Here is a 16,512-nt window from a genome sequence, read left to right as displayed (position 1 = left end):
GCTTTTGAAACCCCTCTTTCGTAAAAAATTTCTTGTGTACAGCAATTTGCTGGCTCAAATTCTCTCTATATATAAATTCTTAGAAAAAGAAAGAATTCCCAAAGAATAAGGAATTAAATTGAAGTTACAATCACCATGGCTACAAAAAGTATAGTTAGATAATTTAATGAATAGACAAACATTAATTTTGCCCATTTCAGATCGTCCTTCATCCGATACCCCATAACCGCCATCGTTAACCAGCCGATATTTAATAGTGAAGCCAGGATAAAGAATGGAATTCCAAGATCCAGCATAAAGAACGGCAGCGGCAGCAATGCAGCTACCCATAAAAGCATGCTTCTTTTAGTTGCACTGAATCCTTTTACTACTGGGAGCATAGGAATTCCTGCTGCCCGGTATTCTTCGCATCTTTTCATCGCAAGGGCATAAAAGTGCGGAGGCTGCCAGATAAACATGACTAAGAACAGCATCCAAGCCAATACAGATAGATCTGGATCAATGGCTGCCCAGCCGATAAGCGGAGGCACTGCTCCGGAAAAACTCCCAATGACCGTATTAGACACCAGCTTTCTCTTAGCCCACATCGAGTAAATAACAACATACGCAAATGCCCCAAATATACCAATCAAGGCAGCTGTAAATGTTGTGAATGCAAGCATGATCAAGCCTAAAGCCAGAAACGCAATCCCGATGGAAAGCACGATCTTTGGTGAAAAGCGCCCGGTGACAGTCGGCCTCTCCCGTTTGCTCTCCATCAGCGGATCGATATCAATATCTATAAAATTATTTAAAGCACATGAGCCTGCGATAACAAAGGCTGAACCAGCAATCGTTAAAAAAACAACATCAAGGTTTGATAAGAACCCCTGGCCGGTAAAATGAAGTGCAAGCCATATCCCTGTAAACGCTGTTATAACATTCGAATTGACAATTCCTATTTTTATAACAGAAAGAAAATCTTTCCAGACAGAGGTTTGTGCTGCAGTATCATTCAGGTCTGCATCTGCCAAAACTCTTGTATTTGACATATTCTATTCCTCCTCAAACTATTTACCCGACTCTATCCGACATCCTATCTATTCTAAGAAATCGAATCTAATTGTAAGCAAAATTATATTAAATGAAATAAATTTTCACATGGGATAAATTAGTCTATTCTCTGTATATTAAAACATAACTTTGACGCTTTTTGTGAATTTTTTTTGTATAACTTTTGACGTTTTAGTGTCGGCTGGCTATGTTTTACGCAATGAGCTGCACTTTTTATACTTATCTTTGGTATCATATTTAAAGAAGTCAGTATTTTATAAAAATTACATTCGGCCAGGGATTATTTTTACTTTCTTGCCATATACATCCTTTCTATTTCTATCAAACCAGACCTGAACTTTCAACTATTTTTCATTTATCTATCTTGTTCATCTTGTAAAAATAGGCAGAATTGTGTAATATCGAGAAAGTGCTTAAACTGGATATGTAGTTCATTTTTAATAGATTAAGAAGGTGAAAGCTTTGCAACGCAGATTAAAATGGATTGCTGTACTTTCGACCGTGGAAATGCTTCTGGTTCTCCTTGGGGGAGCATTAGTTACGAAAACAGATTCCGGCATGGGCTGTGGAAGAACATGGCCGTTATGCAACGGAGAATTCGTCCCGACCCAGATTGATGCCGCTTTGGCCATAGAACTTGCCCACCGGCTTGTCTCAGGTTCAGCCGGCATTTTAATTCTATTATTATGTATTTGGAGCTGGAGGGAAATCGGGCATATCAGAGAGACTAAGTTTTTATCTTTCCTTGCCTTCTTCTTCCTATTATTACAAGGTCTCATTGGGGCAGCCGCAGTAAAGTGGGGACAATCTGATTTTGTTCTTGCGGTGCATTTCGGCATTTCCCTTATTTCTTTTGCTGCCGTGCTGCTTTTAACACTGCTTATTTTTGAAGTGGATAAAAAATTCAAAGCTGAAAAAGTGATCATTGATAAGAAAATGAAATTTCATATCTACGGAATCATCATTTACTCCTTCTTTGTCGTCTATTCCGGAGCCCTGGTCCGCCACCTTAAGGCCAGCCTGGCCTGTTCGGATTGGCCGATGTGTACTAATGGGGACTTTGGGCTGCCGGCTAATATGTATCAATGGGTTCAAATGGGACATCGCACCGCTGCCGGCCTCATCTTTATCTGGGTTTTATATGCGGCATCCTTAGCTTATAAAGAATACCGGGACCAAAAGGTGATTGTCTGGAGCTGGTCCATTGCCTCCATTCTCGTTGGGCTGCAGGTTATCTCAGGAGCTGTCATTATTGTATCGCGCCTGAACTTGGCGGTTGCTCTCGCTCACGCTTTATTTATCTCCTGCCTATTCGGTGTACTCAGCTACCTCGCCTTATTGGGATCAAGAAGTAATAAGAACGCCAGGAGCCTGCAGCGTGTACATACTAGCAGCGAGGAAAAAATTCATACAGCAATGTAAGTAATAAAAGGCCATTTCCAGGGAAATGGCCTTTTATTATGGATGAGCATCCCCTCTAGGCGGGATGCTCGGAGCATTATTTTGTTTTAGAGATCTCGATCAGCAAGTCACCCGTCGAGATGGCTTCCCCATTTTGCACATATATCTCATTGACAGTTCCTGAGAAAGGTGCCTGAACGGTTGTTTCCATTTTCATTGCTTCCGTTATGATCAAATGGTCACCACGCTCAACCTTTTCCCCTTTTTCAATTAGAACCCGAATAACTGTACCAGGCATGGTTGCTCCTATGTGATTCTCATTTTTGGAGTCAGCCTTTACCTTAGCTGCTACTGCTGACTTTATACTTTCATCCTTTACGATAACTTCACGAGGCTGTCCGTTAAGCTCAAAATATACAACCCGTGTACCATCCGCCTGGGGCTGGCTAATTGAAATCAATTTCACAATAAGTGTTTTTCCGGTTTCGATCTCAACCTCAATTTCCTCGCCAAGTCTCAATCCATATAAAAAGGTCGGGGTATCAAGACTTGATATATCTCCGAAAGAATCAGCCGTCTTTAAATACTCTTGAAATACCTTTGGATATAAAACACTGCTTAGAACCTCAAAATCTGTTACCGGCCGACCTAACTCTTTGAAAAGTTCTTCTTTTACCTGTAAGAAATCCACAGGCTTTAATAATTCCCCCGGACGGACATCAATAGGCTTCTTGTTTTTGAGGATGACCTTTTGGAGTGCTTTGGGAAACCCGCCCTCCGGCTGTCCCAGGTATCCTTCAAACAATTCAATAACCGAATCAGGAAAATCTATCGTATGCCCTTTTTCAAGCACCGCTTCTTCATCCAGGCCATTCTGTACCATAAATAGAGCCATATCCCCCACTACTTTAGAGGATGGAGTTACTTTAACAATGTCTCCAAAGAAATAATTTACCCGCTGGTACATTTCCTTGACTTCGTCCCAGCGTTCGCCAAGACTGACAGCCTTTGCCTGCTGCTGCAGATTGCTGTACTGTCCCCCAGGCATTTCATGTCTATAAATCTCAGAATGTGGTGCGACCATGCCGCTTTCAAATTCATTGTAATATTTCCGAACATCTTCCCAGTAATAACCCAGCTGTTCAATTCCCCGAATATCGAGCTCAGGCTGTCTCTCTTTATTCTCAAGGGCATAATAAAGGGAATTCATACTAGGCTGTGATGTCAGCCCTGCAACAGATCCCAATGCGGTATCTACAATATCGACTCCTGCATCTATAGCCCTGGCATATGTATAGATTCCATTGCCGCTTGTATCATGGGTATGCAGATGTATTGGAAGACTTACTGTATCCTTCAGCTCTGAAACTAGTGTGTATGCTGCTTCCGGTTTAAGAAGACCAGCCATATCCTTAATCGCCAGAATATGTGCACCTTGGTTTTCCAGCTCCCTGGCTAGTTTTTTATAGTAGTCAAGATTGTATTTCTTTCTTGAAGGATCATTGATATCCCCTGTGTAGCAGATGGCTGCCTCCGCGATCTTACCAGATTGTCTTACAGCATCTATTGCGACCTCCATGCTTTTTGACCAGTTTAAGCTGTCAAAGATCCGGAAAACATCTACTCCCGCTTCTGCTGACTTCGCAACAAATTCTCTTACAACATTGTCGGGATAATTTTTATAGCCTACTGCATTGGATGCACGAAGCAGCATTTGGAATAATAGGTTTGGTACTTTTTCTCTTAGGCTGAGCAGTCTATCCCATGGATCTTCCTTGAGGAATCTGTAAGCAACGTCAAATGTTGCCCCTCCCCACATCTCAAGTGAAAATACATCTTTCATTATTTTCGCAGTCGGCTCGGCGATGCCTGCTAAGTCAGCGGTACGTACTCTGGTTGCGAGCAGTGACTGATGGGCGTCCCGGAAGGTTGTATCCGTTAATAAGACTTTATTCTGGTTCTTAATCCACTTAACGACTCCCTCTGGGCCTTCTCGATCTAAGATTTGTTTCGTACCACTGTTAGGTTCACTAGACCCATAGAGCTTAGGAATCCTCGGCTGGTCAAAGACCGGTTTCTTCTTTTTCTCAATTCCAGGGAAGCCATTTACAGTTACATTTGCAATATAGCTGAGCATCTTTGTACCGCGGTCTTTTCTCACCGGAAACAAGAATAGTTCCGGGGTATTGTCGATAAAGCCCGTATCATATTCCCCTTTTAAAAACTTCTCATGTTTTACTACATTCTCAAGGAATGGAATATTTGTCTTAATCCCCCGGATCCGGAACTCCCGAAGATTACGGACCATTTTTGCCGCAGCCTGCTCAAATGACATCGCGTGGGTTGAAAGCTTAACAAGCAGTGAATCATAGTAGGGAGTTATGACTGCCCCTTGATACCCGTTTCCGGCATCAAGACGGACCCCAAAGCCTCCGCCAGAGCGGTACACGTTAATCTTGCCTGTATCGGGCATAAAATGATTTAAAGGATCTTCTGTCGTTACACGGGATTGGATGGCAAAGCCATGTGTCTTAATTTCTTCCTGCTTCGGAATGGATACTTTATCTCCATGGAGAGTTTCACCGGAAGCGATTAATATTTGGGATTGAACAATGTCTATTCCAGTTATCATCTCTGTGATGGTATGCTCCACCTGTACCCTTGGATTTACTTCGATAAAATAGAATTGATCTTCGGAAACCAGAAACTCTACTGTCCCTGCATTTACGTACTGCACGTTTTTCAATAAATTGACTGCAGCCTCGCAGATTTGTGCACGGAGTTCATCTGGCAGGGAGACACTCGGAGCAACCTCTACGACTTTTTGGTGGCGCCTCTGCACGGAGCAGTCCCTTTCATATAAATGAACAATATTGCCATCCGAATCACCTAGGATCTGGACTTCAATATGTTTCGGCTGCTGTACCAATTTTTCAACGTATACCTCGTCATTTCCGAATGCTGCCTTTGCTTCGGATTTGGCTCTTGTGAATGCTTCCTTGAGCTCAGTGGCTTCCTTGACGATCCGCATGCCGCGGCCGCCCCCACCAAGCGCTGCCTTAATAATGATAGGATATCCAGCTTTTTCTGCAAATTCGCTTACTTCCTCAAGATTCCTAACCGGACCGTCGCTTCCTGGGATTACCGGTATGTCCGCTATCACCGCTTGATGCCGTGCTTTTACCTTGTCCCCAAACAGATCAAGATGCCTTGATTCAGGACCGATGAAAATAATCCCTTCTTCTTCGCATCTCTTCGCAAATTCAATATTTTCCGATAAAAAGCCATAGCCCGGATGAATGGCATCCACACCGCTCTTTTTGGCGATAGCAATAATCCCTTCAATATCCAGGTAGGCCTCAATCGGACCCTTCCCTTCTCCTACTAGATAGGCTTCATCCGCCTTGTACCGATGATAAGCTCCCGAATCTTCTTTAGAGTATATAGCTACTGTGGGTATATTAAGCTCGGTACAAGCTCTAAATACTCGAATAGCAATTTCGCCGCGGTTGGCAGCCAGAATCTTAGTGATACGTCTGTTCAATCAAAAGCACCTTCTTACTATGTATTTTGATAAGGAGAGAGAATATCCTCACTCTTTATTTCAAGCTGAATGATTGATATTTTGCTATTTGTATTGCGGGGAGTCGCTTTTCGTTGCAGGGTAGACATCAAAGAATTCATACCCAGGAATAAGTGAAATAAAACTATCGTAAAATCAGAATACCAAACAAGACATTCGCTGAAAATTAAGAAAATTCATCCCGCGGATCCTCCATGTAAAACTTTGAATGGAACGAATACGGTATCTGTGGAATTCGTACTTAAACCTCATACAATATACTATATCACTTGAAATTAAAAGCTTCAAAAAGTAGAAGTATAAAAGAGTTGTTTCTGTATAAAAATATTATGTAAATAAAAAAACTCAAACATAAGTTATGAAGTGTTTGAGTTTTGATACTTTATTTTTTTAAAGATGCTTCATGCAGAGCGGATAATTCACGCTCAAGTGTATCAAGAAGCGCTTTTCCTTCTAGTTCAGGTATAAGGCCTAAACGGACTGCAAAATCAATTTCACGTGACAAACCGAACATTTGTGTATCTAAGACCTCTTCGTATAAAGGACATTGAGGCATAGTCAAATTATCCATCTGCACCTTAATTAATTTTAATATCTTGTCAGCATCTCCTTGCAATAAGGTAAATGCTTTATCGCGATAATTCACTAGTATATCTGAAGCCATTCTAAATCCCCCATTTCAGAGCGATTGACAATCTTATCTATAAATTCTACCGTTAGTTTTTAAAAAAAGCAAGGAGATCAGAGCACTTTAGATTATATTTTGGTAAAGAGTGTGAATTAAGAGACATACTTGGGCTAAAGAGTTTATACTAAGTATGAGATATGCAGCAGGAGGTATATTTATGGAGTCCATCATTATGATCAAGGGAAGAGTGAAGTTCCCTATTACTTTAGATCCCGGAGTCTGGATATTCGACGATCGCAAAATTGACATGGATGTTTTCTTTTCTTCGGAGCCTGATAAACCGGCAGATGAATTAGAGGAATACACAAAAAACGCTTCTAAACATTGGGACAGAGAAATTATGGAAGGCGCTATATACCCGCCGACTTTGAAATCAGAAAAGAAATATGAAAAAGAAAAAATCATGACAGGAACATTCGGCATCCCATTGCTGCCTTTTTTAAAAAATGCAGAACCCGAAAGCGGAGCATCGACTTTACACATCGAAACACAGGATGAAACCAAAAGCATGAGCCTGGATGCTGCCGATGAACTGATTCTTGGTTTTTCTCAAGCTGGGAAGCCGTTAAAAGAAGATGGTCCTGTTTATATTTATTATAAGGATGGATCCAATTACACTAACCCTATTAAAAATGTGCTGGGATTCACAATTGAGTAGATGAAGGCGGTAAAAAACGGCAAATTTAGCTTTTTGCCGTTTTGTTTTTTATAAAAGGTTTGCAGCCAATTGGGCAAGCCCTGACCTTTCTCCTTTAATCAGCTTAACGTGTCCAGCAATATTCTGGTCTTTAAACTTCTCGACTACATAAGTCAGGCCATTATTATACTCGTCTAGATATGGATGGTCGATTTGTTCAGGGTCGCCCATCAATACAATCTTACTCCGCTCGCCGACACGCGTCAGTATGGTTTTTACCTCATGCTTTGTTAGGTTCTGAGCTTCATCAATGATGATGAATTGTTCAGGTATGCTTCTTCCCCTGATATAGGTAAGAGCCTCAACTTCTATTGAACCCATTCCCGCTAGAATGGCATCCAGCTCTCCAGGCTTCTTCGTATTAAAAAGATATTCCAAATTATCAAAGACTGGCTGCATCCACGGACGAAGTTTCTCATCCTTTTCTCCTGGCAGGTACCCGAGATCTTTCCCGACTGGAACAATCGGACGGGCGACCAGGAGCTTTTTATAGAGACCAAGATCTTCTGTCTGCATTAATCCCGAAGCTAGTGCCAGCAAAGTCTTTCCTGTACCGGCTTTTCCTACCATTGTAACCAGCGGGATATCCCTTCTAAGCAAAAGCTCCAAAGCAATTGTCTGCTGAACATTCCTCGGCTTTATTCCCCATACATGGTCCAAATCACAGACGAGTTTTTTTACTTTCTGTCCAGTACTGTCCACCATGCCAAGAGCAGATGAAGATCCACCGTGCGCGTTTTTCATTATAAGAAACTGATTCGGATAAAACCTGGACTGAGGAAAGATAGTACCGAGTGCAAGTTCCCCATCTTTGTAGAAGCTATTGACTTGTTCCGGAGAAAGATAAAGCTCTTGAAAACCACTGTAAATATGGTCCGTTTCAATAACCCGGTCACTTAAAAAGTCCTCAGCGGTTAAGCCGATGGCATCAGCTTTAACTCGGACAAGAGTATCTTTGCTGACTAGGATGACCGCTTTCCCATTTTGTTTAGTTTCTTCCTCAATCGAAAGGTTTTTTGCTACCGCAAGGATTCTATTATCATTCGTCTTTTCCACAAAAATTTCCTGGAGCTGGTGAAAAGACCGGTGATTCAACTCAATTCTAAGGGTTCCTCCATTATGCAGGGGGATTTTTTCGTGCAACTTACCGATTGAACGAAAACTGTCAATAAGTTTGGAGACCTGCCTGGCGTTCCTGCCTACCTCATCCATGTACCTCTTCTTAGAGTCCACTTCTTCAAGAACTACCGCAGGGATAACCACATCATTCTCTTCAAATGAAAAGATCGCATGTGGATCTTGCAATAGAACATTGGTATCTAATATATAGATTTTTGTCAATTGGATGCCTCCTGCCTGAAATATCAAAAGCTTTAACTGCAAATATAAGGTTGACTTGCTTTGATATTAGTTTATGAATGGGACAAGACCGTTGCTAAAATATATGATATTTTGCATAAAGTTAGAATCCAAAATCCACACTAATTTAAAATGCTTTTTAAGCTCTGGTGACCGCAGGTGTACTCACTATACATAATACGAGGAGGATTTTGATGAAAAAACTGATTCCACTCCTTTTAGTCAGTTTAATATTAGGGGCGTGCCAAAGTACAGATCAGGCAAGGGATGCTGAAGGCAGAGGCGGAGATGTCAAAGTAAAAAATTCGGAGCTCCACCGCAACAATGACCCAAATACAGAACAGCGAGTGTCTAATCATTTAGAGAATCTGGCTGTCAGAAATCCCAACGTAAATAATGCGACGGCTGTTGTATTTGGGAATTTCGCAATTGTCGGCATTGATATCGACGATGATATTGAACGCTCACAGGTTGGCTCCATTAAATACGCTGTTGGCGAAACACTTAAAGATGATCCAAACGGAGCAAATGCCATCGTAGTAGCGGATCCCGACCTCAATGCAAGACTAAAGGAAATTTCAAATGACATCGCTGCTGGAAAACCTGGGCCGGGTATCATGAACGAACTCGCCGATATTGCCGGAAGAGTGATCCCTACCGTCCCTGGCGATGATGACAGCCAGGCTCCATATAAAACGACCGAAGAGTCAAAGAACCAAATGAATCCAAAAGACCAAAAGAAGCTGGAGCAGGAACAAGACCGTCAATCTAACCACTACCAAGACAAGAACAGGTAAAAAGAAAAGTATAGGACGGTGCTTTTCAAATTTGTTCTTAAAAAGATATAACTGATGAACCGACTTGTTTCAGCCATATTACATTGCTGAAAAGCAGACACCTGAGAGGCATAAGAAAAGCGGCAGCGAAAGGCCGCTTTTGCCTTTTGATGGCGATTGGCTTATGACCGAAGGTGTCAGTCCGCAGCTGGACATAGAAAAGCATAGGACGGTGCTTTTCAAATTTGTTCTTAAAAAGATATAACTGATGAACCGACTTGTTTCAGCCATATTACATTGCTGAAAAGCAGACATCCGACAAGCATAAGACGTGCTGGCTGTGGAAAGTGATTTTCTTTCCATGGACAGATTGGCTTATGAATCAAGGATGTCAGTCCGGAGCTAAACACCAAGAAAAGCGGAGGACGGTGCCTACCTCTCTGACTATTTTTGCTTTGAATGTAATTCCTGGTCAATTGTAACTCTGCGACTTTAGAAGGTAGGCAGACATCCGACAAGCATAAGACGAGCTGGCTGTGGAAAGTGATTTTCTTTCCATAGACAGCTGGGCTTATGACTCGAGGATGTCAGTCCGAAGCTAAACACCAATAAAAGCGGAGGACGGTGCCTACCGCTCTTATGGAAAGGCTCTTTTCTAAAAGATTGTTGTTTTTTTAATAACTTCTGTGAACAAACCCTATTGTTAAACAGGTTAATTGGAACGTAAGGTGCGAGACTCCTGCGGGAGCAGCGGGACAGGTGAGACCCCACAGGCGAAACCGAGGAGGCTCAGCGCCCGCCCCGCGGAAAGCGAGCATCCTCACGTTCCAATCAACCCCCTTGTTCAATAACAACAAAGTTGGCAAAACAGCCTATGGAAAAGTCTACTATTGGACGAACTTTCTGTCCTAAAAAAACAACCTGTCTACTAATGTATGACAGGTTGTTCTATTTTATTAATTTCAGCGCGTCCATTACCTGCTGATCAAGCTTTGCTGCTGCCTTTTTATCATATGTTTTATCATAACGAGGTTCTGAAACGATCTTTGCTCCATAAAACATAATATCTCTAACCTCTGTGATATTCAGCTCGATTAAGGCAAGTTTTAAAGGAATATCCTCTATTTTTTGTACTTTTATGAAGGCATCTCCGCTCACTGAATAGGTGGATTCCTCCGCAATCAGTGTAAGGACCGCCTTTTTGTTCTTCTGGATATTTTTTATTATTCGGGACCTGTTATCTGCCGCAAAATAGATGTTGTGAACATTTTTTGCGAGGATCCAGGATAGCGCATTGGCATTTGGTCCGCCTGTTTCAAAATCAACCGTGGAAAGAATTGCATATCGTTCTTTTTGAAGAGCTTGAAAAAGAGACTCCATTAGTTCTGGTTCAACCTGATTGGCCATCTGCTTCAGTCCTTTTCTTATAACTAGCGTTTTCTTCTTAGTTTACATATCCATATTATATGAAAACATATGACTTTATTTCAAACATTCCATCCGCATGGAAAGATGGTATACTAAAAAGGAATACATGGCAAAAGAGGTGCCGCAGTGAGAGTAAAATGTGTGCTTTGTGAGAAAATTGAATCCTTGAACAGCGATACGCTGCTTGCTAAACGTTTAAGAAACCGGCCCATTCATACATATATGTGCCAGGATTGCTATAACAGAATCGAAGATCGTACAAATGAGAGGCTGGCTACAGGTAATTTCAAACTGTACCGCACTCCTAAAAAACCGGACGACTGGTGAACCCTTGAGGCTTGGGGCTGGGCATGATTTCCCGCTCCCTGTTATGACAGGCAATACACCGCTCAGAGGTTTACACAAAAAAGGCCAAACCATTGCTCCTGCTCTGGTTTGGCCTTTTTTCTGCCTTAATAAAACTAATTAAAGTTCCTATATTTATGCGGCTCCTGGTTGATTTGCTGAAGCATCACTTCAATCAATTCAACCGGAAACCTTGTTGTTTTTGTTTTTCCATCCAGTGTATATTCAACAATATACATGGGCTCTTGTTTCTCTGCTTCAATATGGGTGAGTTTATGATCATCCATCAGCAGTTCTTCAAACATTTTTTTAGTATCCTGTGCCGCAGTATCATCCGGTCTCGCATCACAGACTACCTTTATCGTCAGCCAGTTGTATAAGGCATCCTGCAGTGATTTCATAAACTCTGCTCACTGCCCGCTTCCAGGCGTTTCTGCTGATGAAGCCTGATTTTATATACCCCAAGGATAAAAGCAGCCACGAGCAAGGATTCAACGACAGGAAGCTGAATGGCAAGAATGGTTAAGACCAGGCAGCCTAAGGCTAACGAAATATAGATGACCACATTTTTCAGGACTGATAATTTTCGTGCGAACCCTAGGTTATACACGATAATTGAAAGTATTACTAAAGATAAGTAAAGAACATTCGTCCCTGCCTTTGTACCAAAAAGGTCAACAAATAATCTCGTGGCCGGACTCAAGTGCTCCATTCCCTCCATTACAATTACCTCCCCCGCTGAATTGCTATTAGTTTGATTCCGCGTATTTTTTCTTTTTAGTTACTCTTTCACGTTCGCTTTTTTCAAGTATTTTCTTTCTTAGTCGAATGGACTCAGGAGTAAGTTCACAATATTCATCGTCATTTAAATACTCGAGAGCTTCTTCGAGTGACATAATTCTTGGTTTTTTCATTGTAGTTGTCTGGTCTTTGTTAGCTGAACGCATATTAGTCATTTGCTTCACTTTAGTAATGTTGACCGTAATATCGCTCTCACGGTTATGTTCTCCAACAATCATACCTTCGTAGATTTCAGTACCAGGCTCAACGAAAATAACGCCGCGGTCTTCTACCTGCATGATTCCATACTGAGAGGCTTTCCCTGATTCCATTGAAACTAGAACACCACGGCTTCTTCCGCCTACCTGTCCAGTTGCCATTGGCTGATAGCTGTCGAATGTATGGTTCAAAATACCATATCCACGAGTAAGAGTCAGGAATTCGGTTGAATAGCCAATTAATCCGCGTGCAGGAACCATGAATATCAAACGAACCTGTCCGCTGCCATTATTGATCATGTCAACCATTTCGCCTTTTCTGGCTCCAATGGATTCCATAATAGCACCTGTATGCTCTTCAGGCACATCGATTTGAACGCGCTCAACTGGTTCACAGCGAACACCATCAATTTCTTTAACAATAACTTCTGGCTTAGATACTTGAAGTTCGTATCCTTCTCTTCTCATGTTTTCAATTAAGATGGACAGGTGAAGCTCTCCGCGTCCTGAAACAATCCATACATCAGGAGAATCCGTATTTTCTACACGAAGGCTGACGTCTGTCTGAAGCTGAAGATCAAGTCTTTCTTGAATCTTTCTTGCAGTCAGAAACTTACCTTCCCGTCCTGCAAATGGGCTGTTGTTTACAAGGAATGTCATTTGGAGAGTAGGCTCATCAATTCGCAAAATAGGAAGTGCTTCCTGTGCGTCAAATGGACATACCGTTTCTCCTACATTTATATCTTCCATTCCGGAAATAGCAATAAGATCTCCAGCTAAGGCTTCTTCTATTTCTACTCTCTTTAAGCCGGTAAAGCCGAAAATTTTAGTAACACGGAATTGCTTTACACTGCCATCAAGTTTCATTAATGCAACCTGCTGGCCGACTTTCATTGTACCGCGGAATACACGGCCGATACCGATTCTTCCAACATAATCATTGTAATCAAGCAATGCGATTTGGAACTGAAGCGGCTCGTCACTATTATCAATAGGAGCTGGGATGTTCTCAACAATAGCCTCGAATAACGGCTCCATGTTTTCCTGCTGCTTAGCAGGATCAGGTTCAACGCTAGCGGTACCGTTGATGCCGGATGCATAAATCACTGGGAAGTCAAGCTGATCTTCTTCAGCACCAAGTTCAATGAACAAGTCGATTACTTCATCGACAACTTCTTCAGGACGGGCAGCATCACGGTCAATTTTATTTACAACCACAATTGGAGTGATTTTTTGTTCTAGTGCCTTTTTAAGAACAAAACGTGTCTGAGGCATACAGCCTTCATATGCATCAACAACAAGAAGAACGCCGTCGACCATTTTCATGATACGTTCTACTTCTCCGCCAAAGTCAGCGTGTCCTGGAGTATCCAGGATATTAATACGTGTTTCTTTATATTGAACGGCAGTGTTTTTTGCCAGAATCGTTATTCCTCTTTCTCTCTCCAGGTCATTGGAGTCCATAGCTCTTTCTTCCACGTGTTCATTCACACGGAAAGTGCCGGATTGTTTCAAAAGTTGGTCAACCAATGTTGTTTTACCATGGTCAACGTGGGCAATGATTGCTATATTGCGAATATCGCTGCGAAGATTCAAAGAATTTCACTCCTAGATTTATCTAAATTTTGATTTAACCATTAACTTACATATTATATCATAAATACAGTAGAAACAAAATTTGAAATTAAGTACAATAGGTAGTATAGAGGTGATACACATGAAATACAAGGGAATGTTTATAGTATTATCTATTCTTGCAGCAGCAAGCATATCCGGAATAGGCATTGCCATAGCAGAAGAAAGTATTTGGCTGACCCTGCTGTGCATTGCTGCGCTCATCATTATTATGGGCTCAGGTTTTAGTTTTAAAAAAAAACTTCGGGAGCGGGGAGAATTATAAACACCTCCTTGAAAGCAAAAAAAAATTGCCCTCATCGGGCAATTTTTTTATTCCTTAGAAAAGTAAGTATTAATCATTTCCTGATGAAGGCCAGGCTTTGAAGCAAAGATTGAACTTTTCTTCAAGAAATCTATTTTTTCTCCAAACACATCTGTCACTTCTCCGCCGACTTCTTCAACAAGTAGAATGCCTGCCGCATAATCCCATGGGGACAGCCTTAACGTCACATAGGCATCATATCTGCCCGCAGCTACATAGGCCAGCTCAAGGGCTGCCGAACCAGTTGAACGTGTGCCCCGGACATCTGAAACGAGCTTGATTAGCCGTTCTTTCGGTACTAATTTATTAGAATGAATCCAAGAAGCGTTAATGGCTAATATGGTTTCGTTAACAGGGACCTGTTTTAAAGAAGGCAGTTTCACTTCGTTCATGTAGGCTCCTTCTCCTTTAAAACAATGATAAAGCTCATCGTGGACCACATCATAAATCAACCCGATTTTGCCTACTCCCTCTTCAAATATCCCAACTGAGATTGCGAAATTTCTCTGCTGATGAACAAAATTTATTGTTCCATCAATAGGGTCGATAATCCATACAATCCCTTTTAAGTCAGTAATTTCTGCGCCGACTCCTTCTTCACCGAGTATTCGGTGATCCGGAAACCTTTCTCCTATCTTTTCATAAAAGAACGCTTCAGTAGCACGGTCCATGTTTGTGACAAGATCATTCGCATTTGATTTAGTTTCTACTGTAAGCTCTAAATCAAATGAATCCCTTATCCTTTTTCCCGCTTCTTTTATCCATTGCTTCGCATATGTATCAATTTCTTTCCAGTTCATAATATCCGCCTCCGGCAACTTAATGTATTCCTTTTCCAGCATGAAATGCTTCTTAACCTGTGGGATTACGGCTGCATGCGTATATCCATCAAGGAATGCGCCTCACCTATATATAAAACCGCTTATAATTTCACTATATTTTCAGCTTAAGATAACCTTTGTAATCATTCAAGTTTTTCCAACCATATATAAAAGGCGGACTCTGTTTAATTGACTTTAACCGAGCCCGCCTTAAGGATTTTCATCCGTCTGGCCATATAAAGTATCCATTTATTCTGCTTTGACTCCCATTCTTTAACCCAGTCTCTTAAAAACTTCTTAGACGAACCAGTTCCTGACGAATTTTCTCTAATCTCTGCTTACATCTTGTCTTCTTTTCATCATTCTTTTCCGTCATTGCTTCGTATAGTGTTGCAAGTTCATAATCCATTTCCATCCTAAGGACGGCTGTTCGATGTTTTTCAACTTCTTTGGCTTTAAGAGCCTGATTCATAACCTGTTTCATAATAGGCACCCTTTCTTCGTGCTTAATTATTTAAATTTTCAGATATTATTTTTACTATCCTATGATAACCAAGATCAAACTGCAACAAAATTGTGCACTAACCTATTTATAATCAGAGGGCCTGCCTAACATTTTTTAGTTTCAGACCTCTATGATAAAATACACTACATAACCACAAAGTTATAGGAGGATATATATTGGAACTAAAAGGGTTTACAGCATCAGATTTCAATGTGTTTAAAATAAACGGCCTTGAAGATAGAATGTCTGCTCTACAGGAAAGAATTCGTCCAAAACTTGAAGCTCTTGGACAGCATTTTGCAAAGGAACTATCCCACTTAACCGGTGAAGAAATACATTATCATGTAGCCAAACATGCCCGCCGGACGAAGAATGCACCTAACGATACATGGGTTGCATTTGCCCCAAGCAAACGAGGCTATAAAATGATGCCGCATTTCCAAATTGGCCTTTGGGAAACGCATCTTTTCATCTGGTTTGCCTTGATCTATGAAGCTCCAAACAAAGTCAAGGCGGGTCAAGCGTTTGAACAGCATATAGATGATATAGAGAATATGATACCTGAGGAATTTGTTTGGTCAGGAGATCATACCATTCCTGATGCCACTCCGCATCAAGAACTATCAAAAGAAGCTTTGCACTCACTTTTCCAAAGAGTACAAAATGTTAAAAGTGCTGAAATTCTTTGTGGATTACATATCCCCAGGGATGAAGCCATTCAGTTAACTCCTCAAAACCTTGAAGCTAAAATTTATGGGGTGTTTGAAAAATTAATACCCTTATATAAATTATCTTAAACAAGAAAAGCGGAGAACGGTGCTTTTCAGGAGTAAGTAGAAACAGGGAACAATGATACAATGAAACTTATAAGAAACACTTAATGTAAAAGAAAAGCAGACACCTGAAAGGCATAAGACGA

General features: G+C 41.3%; 16 protein-coding genes. 6 read left to right on the top strand and 10 right to left on the bottom strand.

Translation table 11 applies throughout. From position 1 onward, the window contains the following. Positions 1-113: 113 nt before the first annotated feature. Positions 114-1,031, bottom strand: coding sequence for a heme o synthase (cyoE, locus tag CUU66_RS23140; RefSeq protein ID WP_101645761.1), 918 nt, complete (start codon positions 1,029-1,031; stop codon positions 114-116). Positions 1,032-1,515: 484 nt separating this feature from the next. On the opposite strand from cyoE, the gene CUU66_RS23135 reads away from it, so the two are divergent. After that, on the top strand, positions 1,516-2,475 hold the full coding sequence (locus tag CUU66_RS23135) for a COX15/CtaA family protein (protein ID WP_101645760.1): 960 nt from the start codon (positions 1,516-1,518) through the stop codon (positions 2,473-2,475). Positions 2,476-2,551: 76 nt separating this feature from the next. Here CUU66_RS23135 and pyc read toward each other — a convergent pair whose 3' ends face one another. Continuing rightward, the gene (gene pyc, locus CUU66_RS23130; RefSeq protein ID WP_101645759.1) at positions 2,552-5,998 is read right to left on the bottom strand and encodes a pyruvate carboxylase; all 3,447 of its coding nucleotides are present in this window, start codon (positions 5,996-5,998) and stop codon (positions 2,552-2,554) included. Positions 5,999-6,419: 421 nt separating this feature from the next. Continuing rightward, the gene (locus CUU66_RS23125; protein ID WP_101645758.1) at positions 6,420-6,701 is read right to left on the bottom strand and encodes a YlaN family protein; all 282 of its coding nucleotides are present in this window, start codon (positions 6,699-6,701) and stop codon (positions 6,420-6,422) included. 181 nt (positions 6,702-6,882) lie between these two features. Between CUU66_RS23125 and CUU66_RS23120 the strand changes: the two genes are divergently transcribed. Beyond that, positions 6,883-7,383: a hypothetical protein gene (locus CUU66_RS23120; RefSeq protein ID WP_101645757.1), complete on the top strand. Its 501-nt coding sequence runs from the start codon at positions 6,883-6,885 to the stop codon at positions 7,381-7,383. A 48-nt stretch (positions 7,384-7,431) separates the two neighbouring features. Here the strand turns inward: CUU66_RS23120 and CUU66_RS23115 are convergent, their stop codons facing one another. Next, positions 7,432-8,763 (bottom strand): PhoH family protein, encoded by a 1,332-nt coding sequence (locus CUU66_RS23115; RefSeq protein ID WP_101645756.1) that lies wholly within the window; start codon positions 8,761-8,763, stop codon positions 7,432-7,434. 212 nt (positions 8,764-8,975) lie between these two features. On the opposite strand from CUU66_RS23115, the gene CUU66_RS23110 reads away from it, so the two are divergent. Then, on the top strand, positions 8,976-9,578 hold the full coding sequence (locus CUU66_RS23110; protein ID WP_101645755.1) for a YhcN/YlaJ family sporulation lipoprotein: 603 nt from the start codon (positions 8,976-8,978) through the stop codon (positions 9,576-9,578). Between the two features lie 927 nt (positions 9,579-10,505). On the opposite strand, the gene CUU66_RS23100 is transcribed toward CUU66_RS23110, so the two are convergent. Continuing rightward, positions 10,506-10,964 (bottom strand): pyridoxamine 5'-phosphate oxidase family protein, encoded by a 459-nt coding sequence (locus tag CUU66_RS23100; protein ID WP_101645753.1) that lies wholly within the window; start codon positions 10,962-10,964, stop codon positions 10,506-10,508. Positions 10,965-11,111: 147 nt separating this feature from the next. Between CUU66_RS23100 and CUU66_RS23095 the strand changes: the two genes are divergently transcribed. Next, on the top strand, positions 11,112-11,312 hold the full coding sequence (locus CUU66_RS23095; RefSeq protein ID WP_101645752.1) for a YlaI family protein: 201 nt from the start codon (positions 11,112-11,114) through the stop codon (positions 11,310-11,312). Positions 11,313-11,446: 134 nt separating this feature from the next. Here CUU66_RS23095 and CUU66_RS23090 read toward each other — a convergent pair whose 3' ends face one another. From CUU66_RS23090 to typA, 3 genes are read right to left on the bottom strand one after another with little or no spacing between them, the layout of a single operon-like run. Further along, positions 11,447-11,731 carry a hypothetical protein gene (locus CUU66_RS23090; protein WP_101645751.1) on the bottom strand — a complete coding sequence of 95 codons (285 nt, stop codon included), beginning with the start codon at positions 11,729-11,731 and terminating at the stop codon, positions 11,447-11,449. Continuing rightward, entirely contained in the window at positions 11,728-12,042 is a 315-nt protein-coding gene (locus CUU66_RS23085) for a YlaH-like family protein (RefSeq protein ID WP_374703024.1), read from the bottom strand. Before CUU66_RS23085 ends, CUU66_RS23090 begins: the two co-directional genes overlap by 4 nt. 37 nt (positions 12,043-12,079) lie before the next feature. Next, positions 12,080-13,924: a translational GTPase TypA gene (typA, locus tag CUU66_RS23080; protein WP_101645749.1), complete on the bottom strand. Its 1,845-nt coding sequence runs from the start codon at positions 13,922-13,924 to the stop codon at positions 12,080-12,082. A 121-nt stretch (positions 13,925-14,045) separates the two neighbouring features. Between typA and CUU66_RS23075 the strand changes: the two genes are divergently transcribed. Further along, positions 14,046-14,228 (top strand): YlaF family protein, encoded by a 183-nt coding sequence (locus CUU66_RS23075; RefSeq protein WP_101645748.1) that lies wholly within the window; start codon positions 14,046-14,048, stop codon positions 14,226-14,228. 47 nt (positions 14,229-14,275) lie between these two features. Here CUU66_RS23075 and CUU66_RS23070 read toward each other — a convergent pair whose 3' ends face one another. Continuing rightward, positions 14,276-15,070, bottom strand: a complete 795-nt coding sequence (locus CUU66_RS23070; RefSeq protein WP_101645771.1) for an inositol monophosphatase family protein — start codon at positions 15,068-15,070, stop codon at positions 14,276-14,278. Between the two features lie 304 nt (positions 15,071-15,374). Further along, positions 15,375-15,572 (bottom strand): hypothetical protein, encoded by a 198-nt coding sequence (locus CUU66_RS23065; protein ID WP_101645747.1) that lies wholly within the window; start codon positions 15,570-15,572, stop codon positions 15,375-15,377. Between the two features lie 197 nt (positions 15,573-15,769). Here CUU66_RS23065 and CUU66_RS23060 point away from each other — a divergent pair, with 197 nt between their 5' ends. After that, positions 15,770-16,390, top strand: coding sequence for a YktB family protein (locus tag CUU66_RS23060; RefSeq protein WP_101645746.1), 621 nt, complete (start codon positions 15,770-15,772; stop codon positions 16,388-16,390). The last annotated feature ends 122 nt before the right edge of the window (positions 16,391-16,512 follow it).

It is taken from the genome of Peribacillus deserti, assembly GCF_002863585.1.
GTDB lineage: Bacteria > Bacillota > Bacilli > Bacillales > DSM-1321 > Paraperibacillus > Paraperibacillus deserti_A.
The sequence above is the reverse complement of the archived record's forward strand: the minus strand, read 5'-3'. Positions and strand labels throughout refer to the sequence as shown.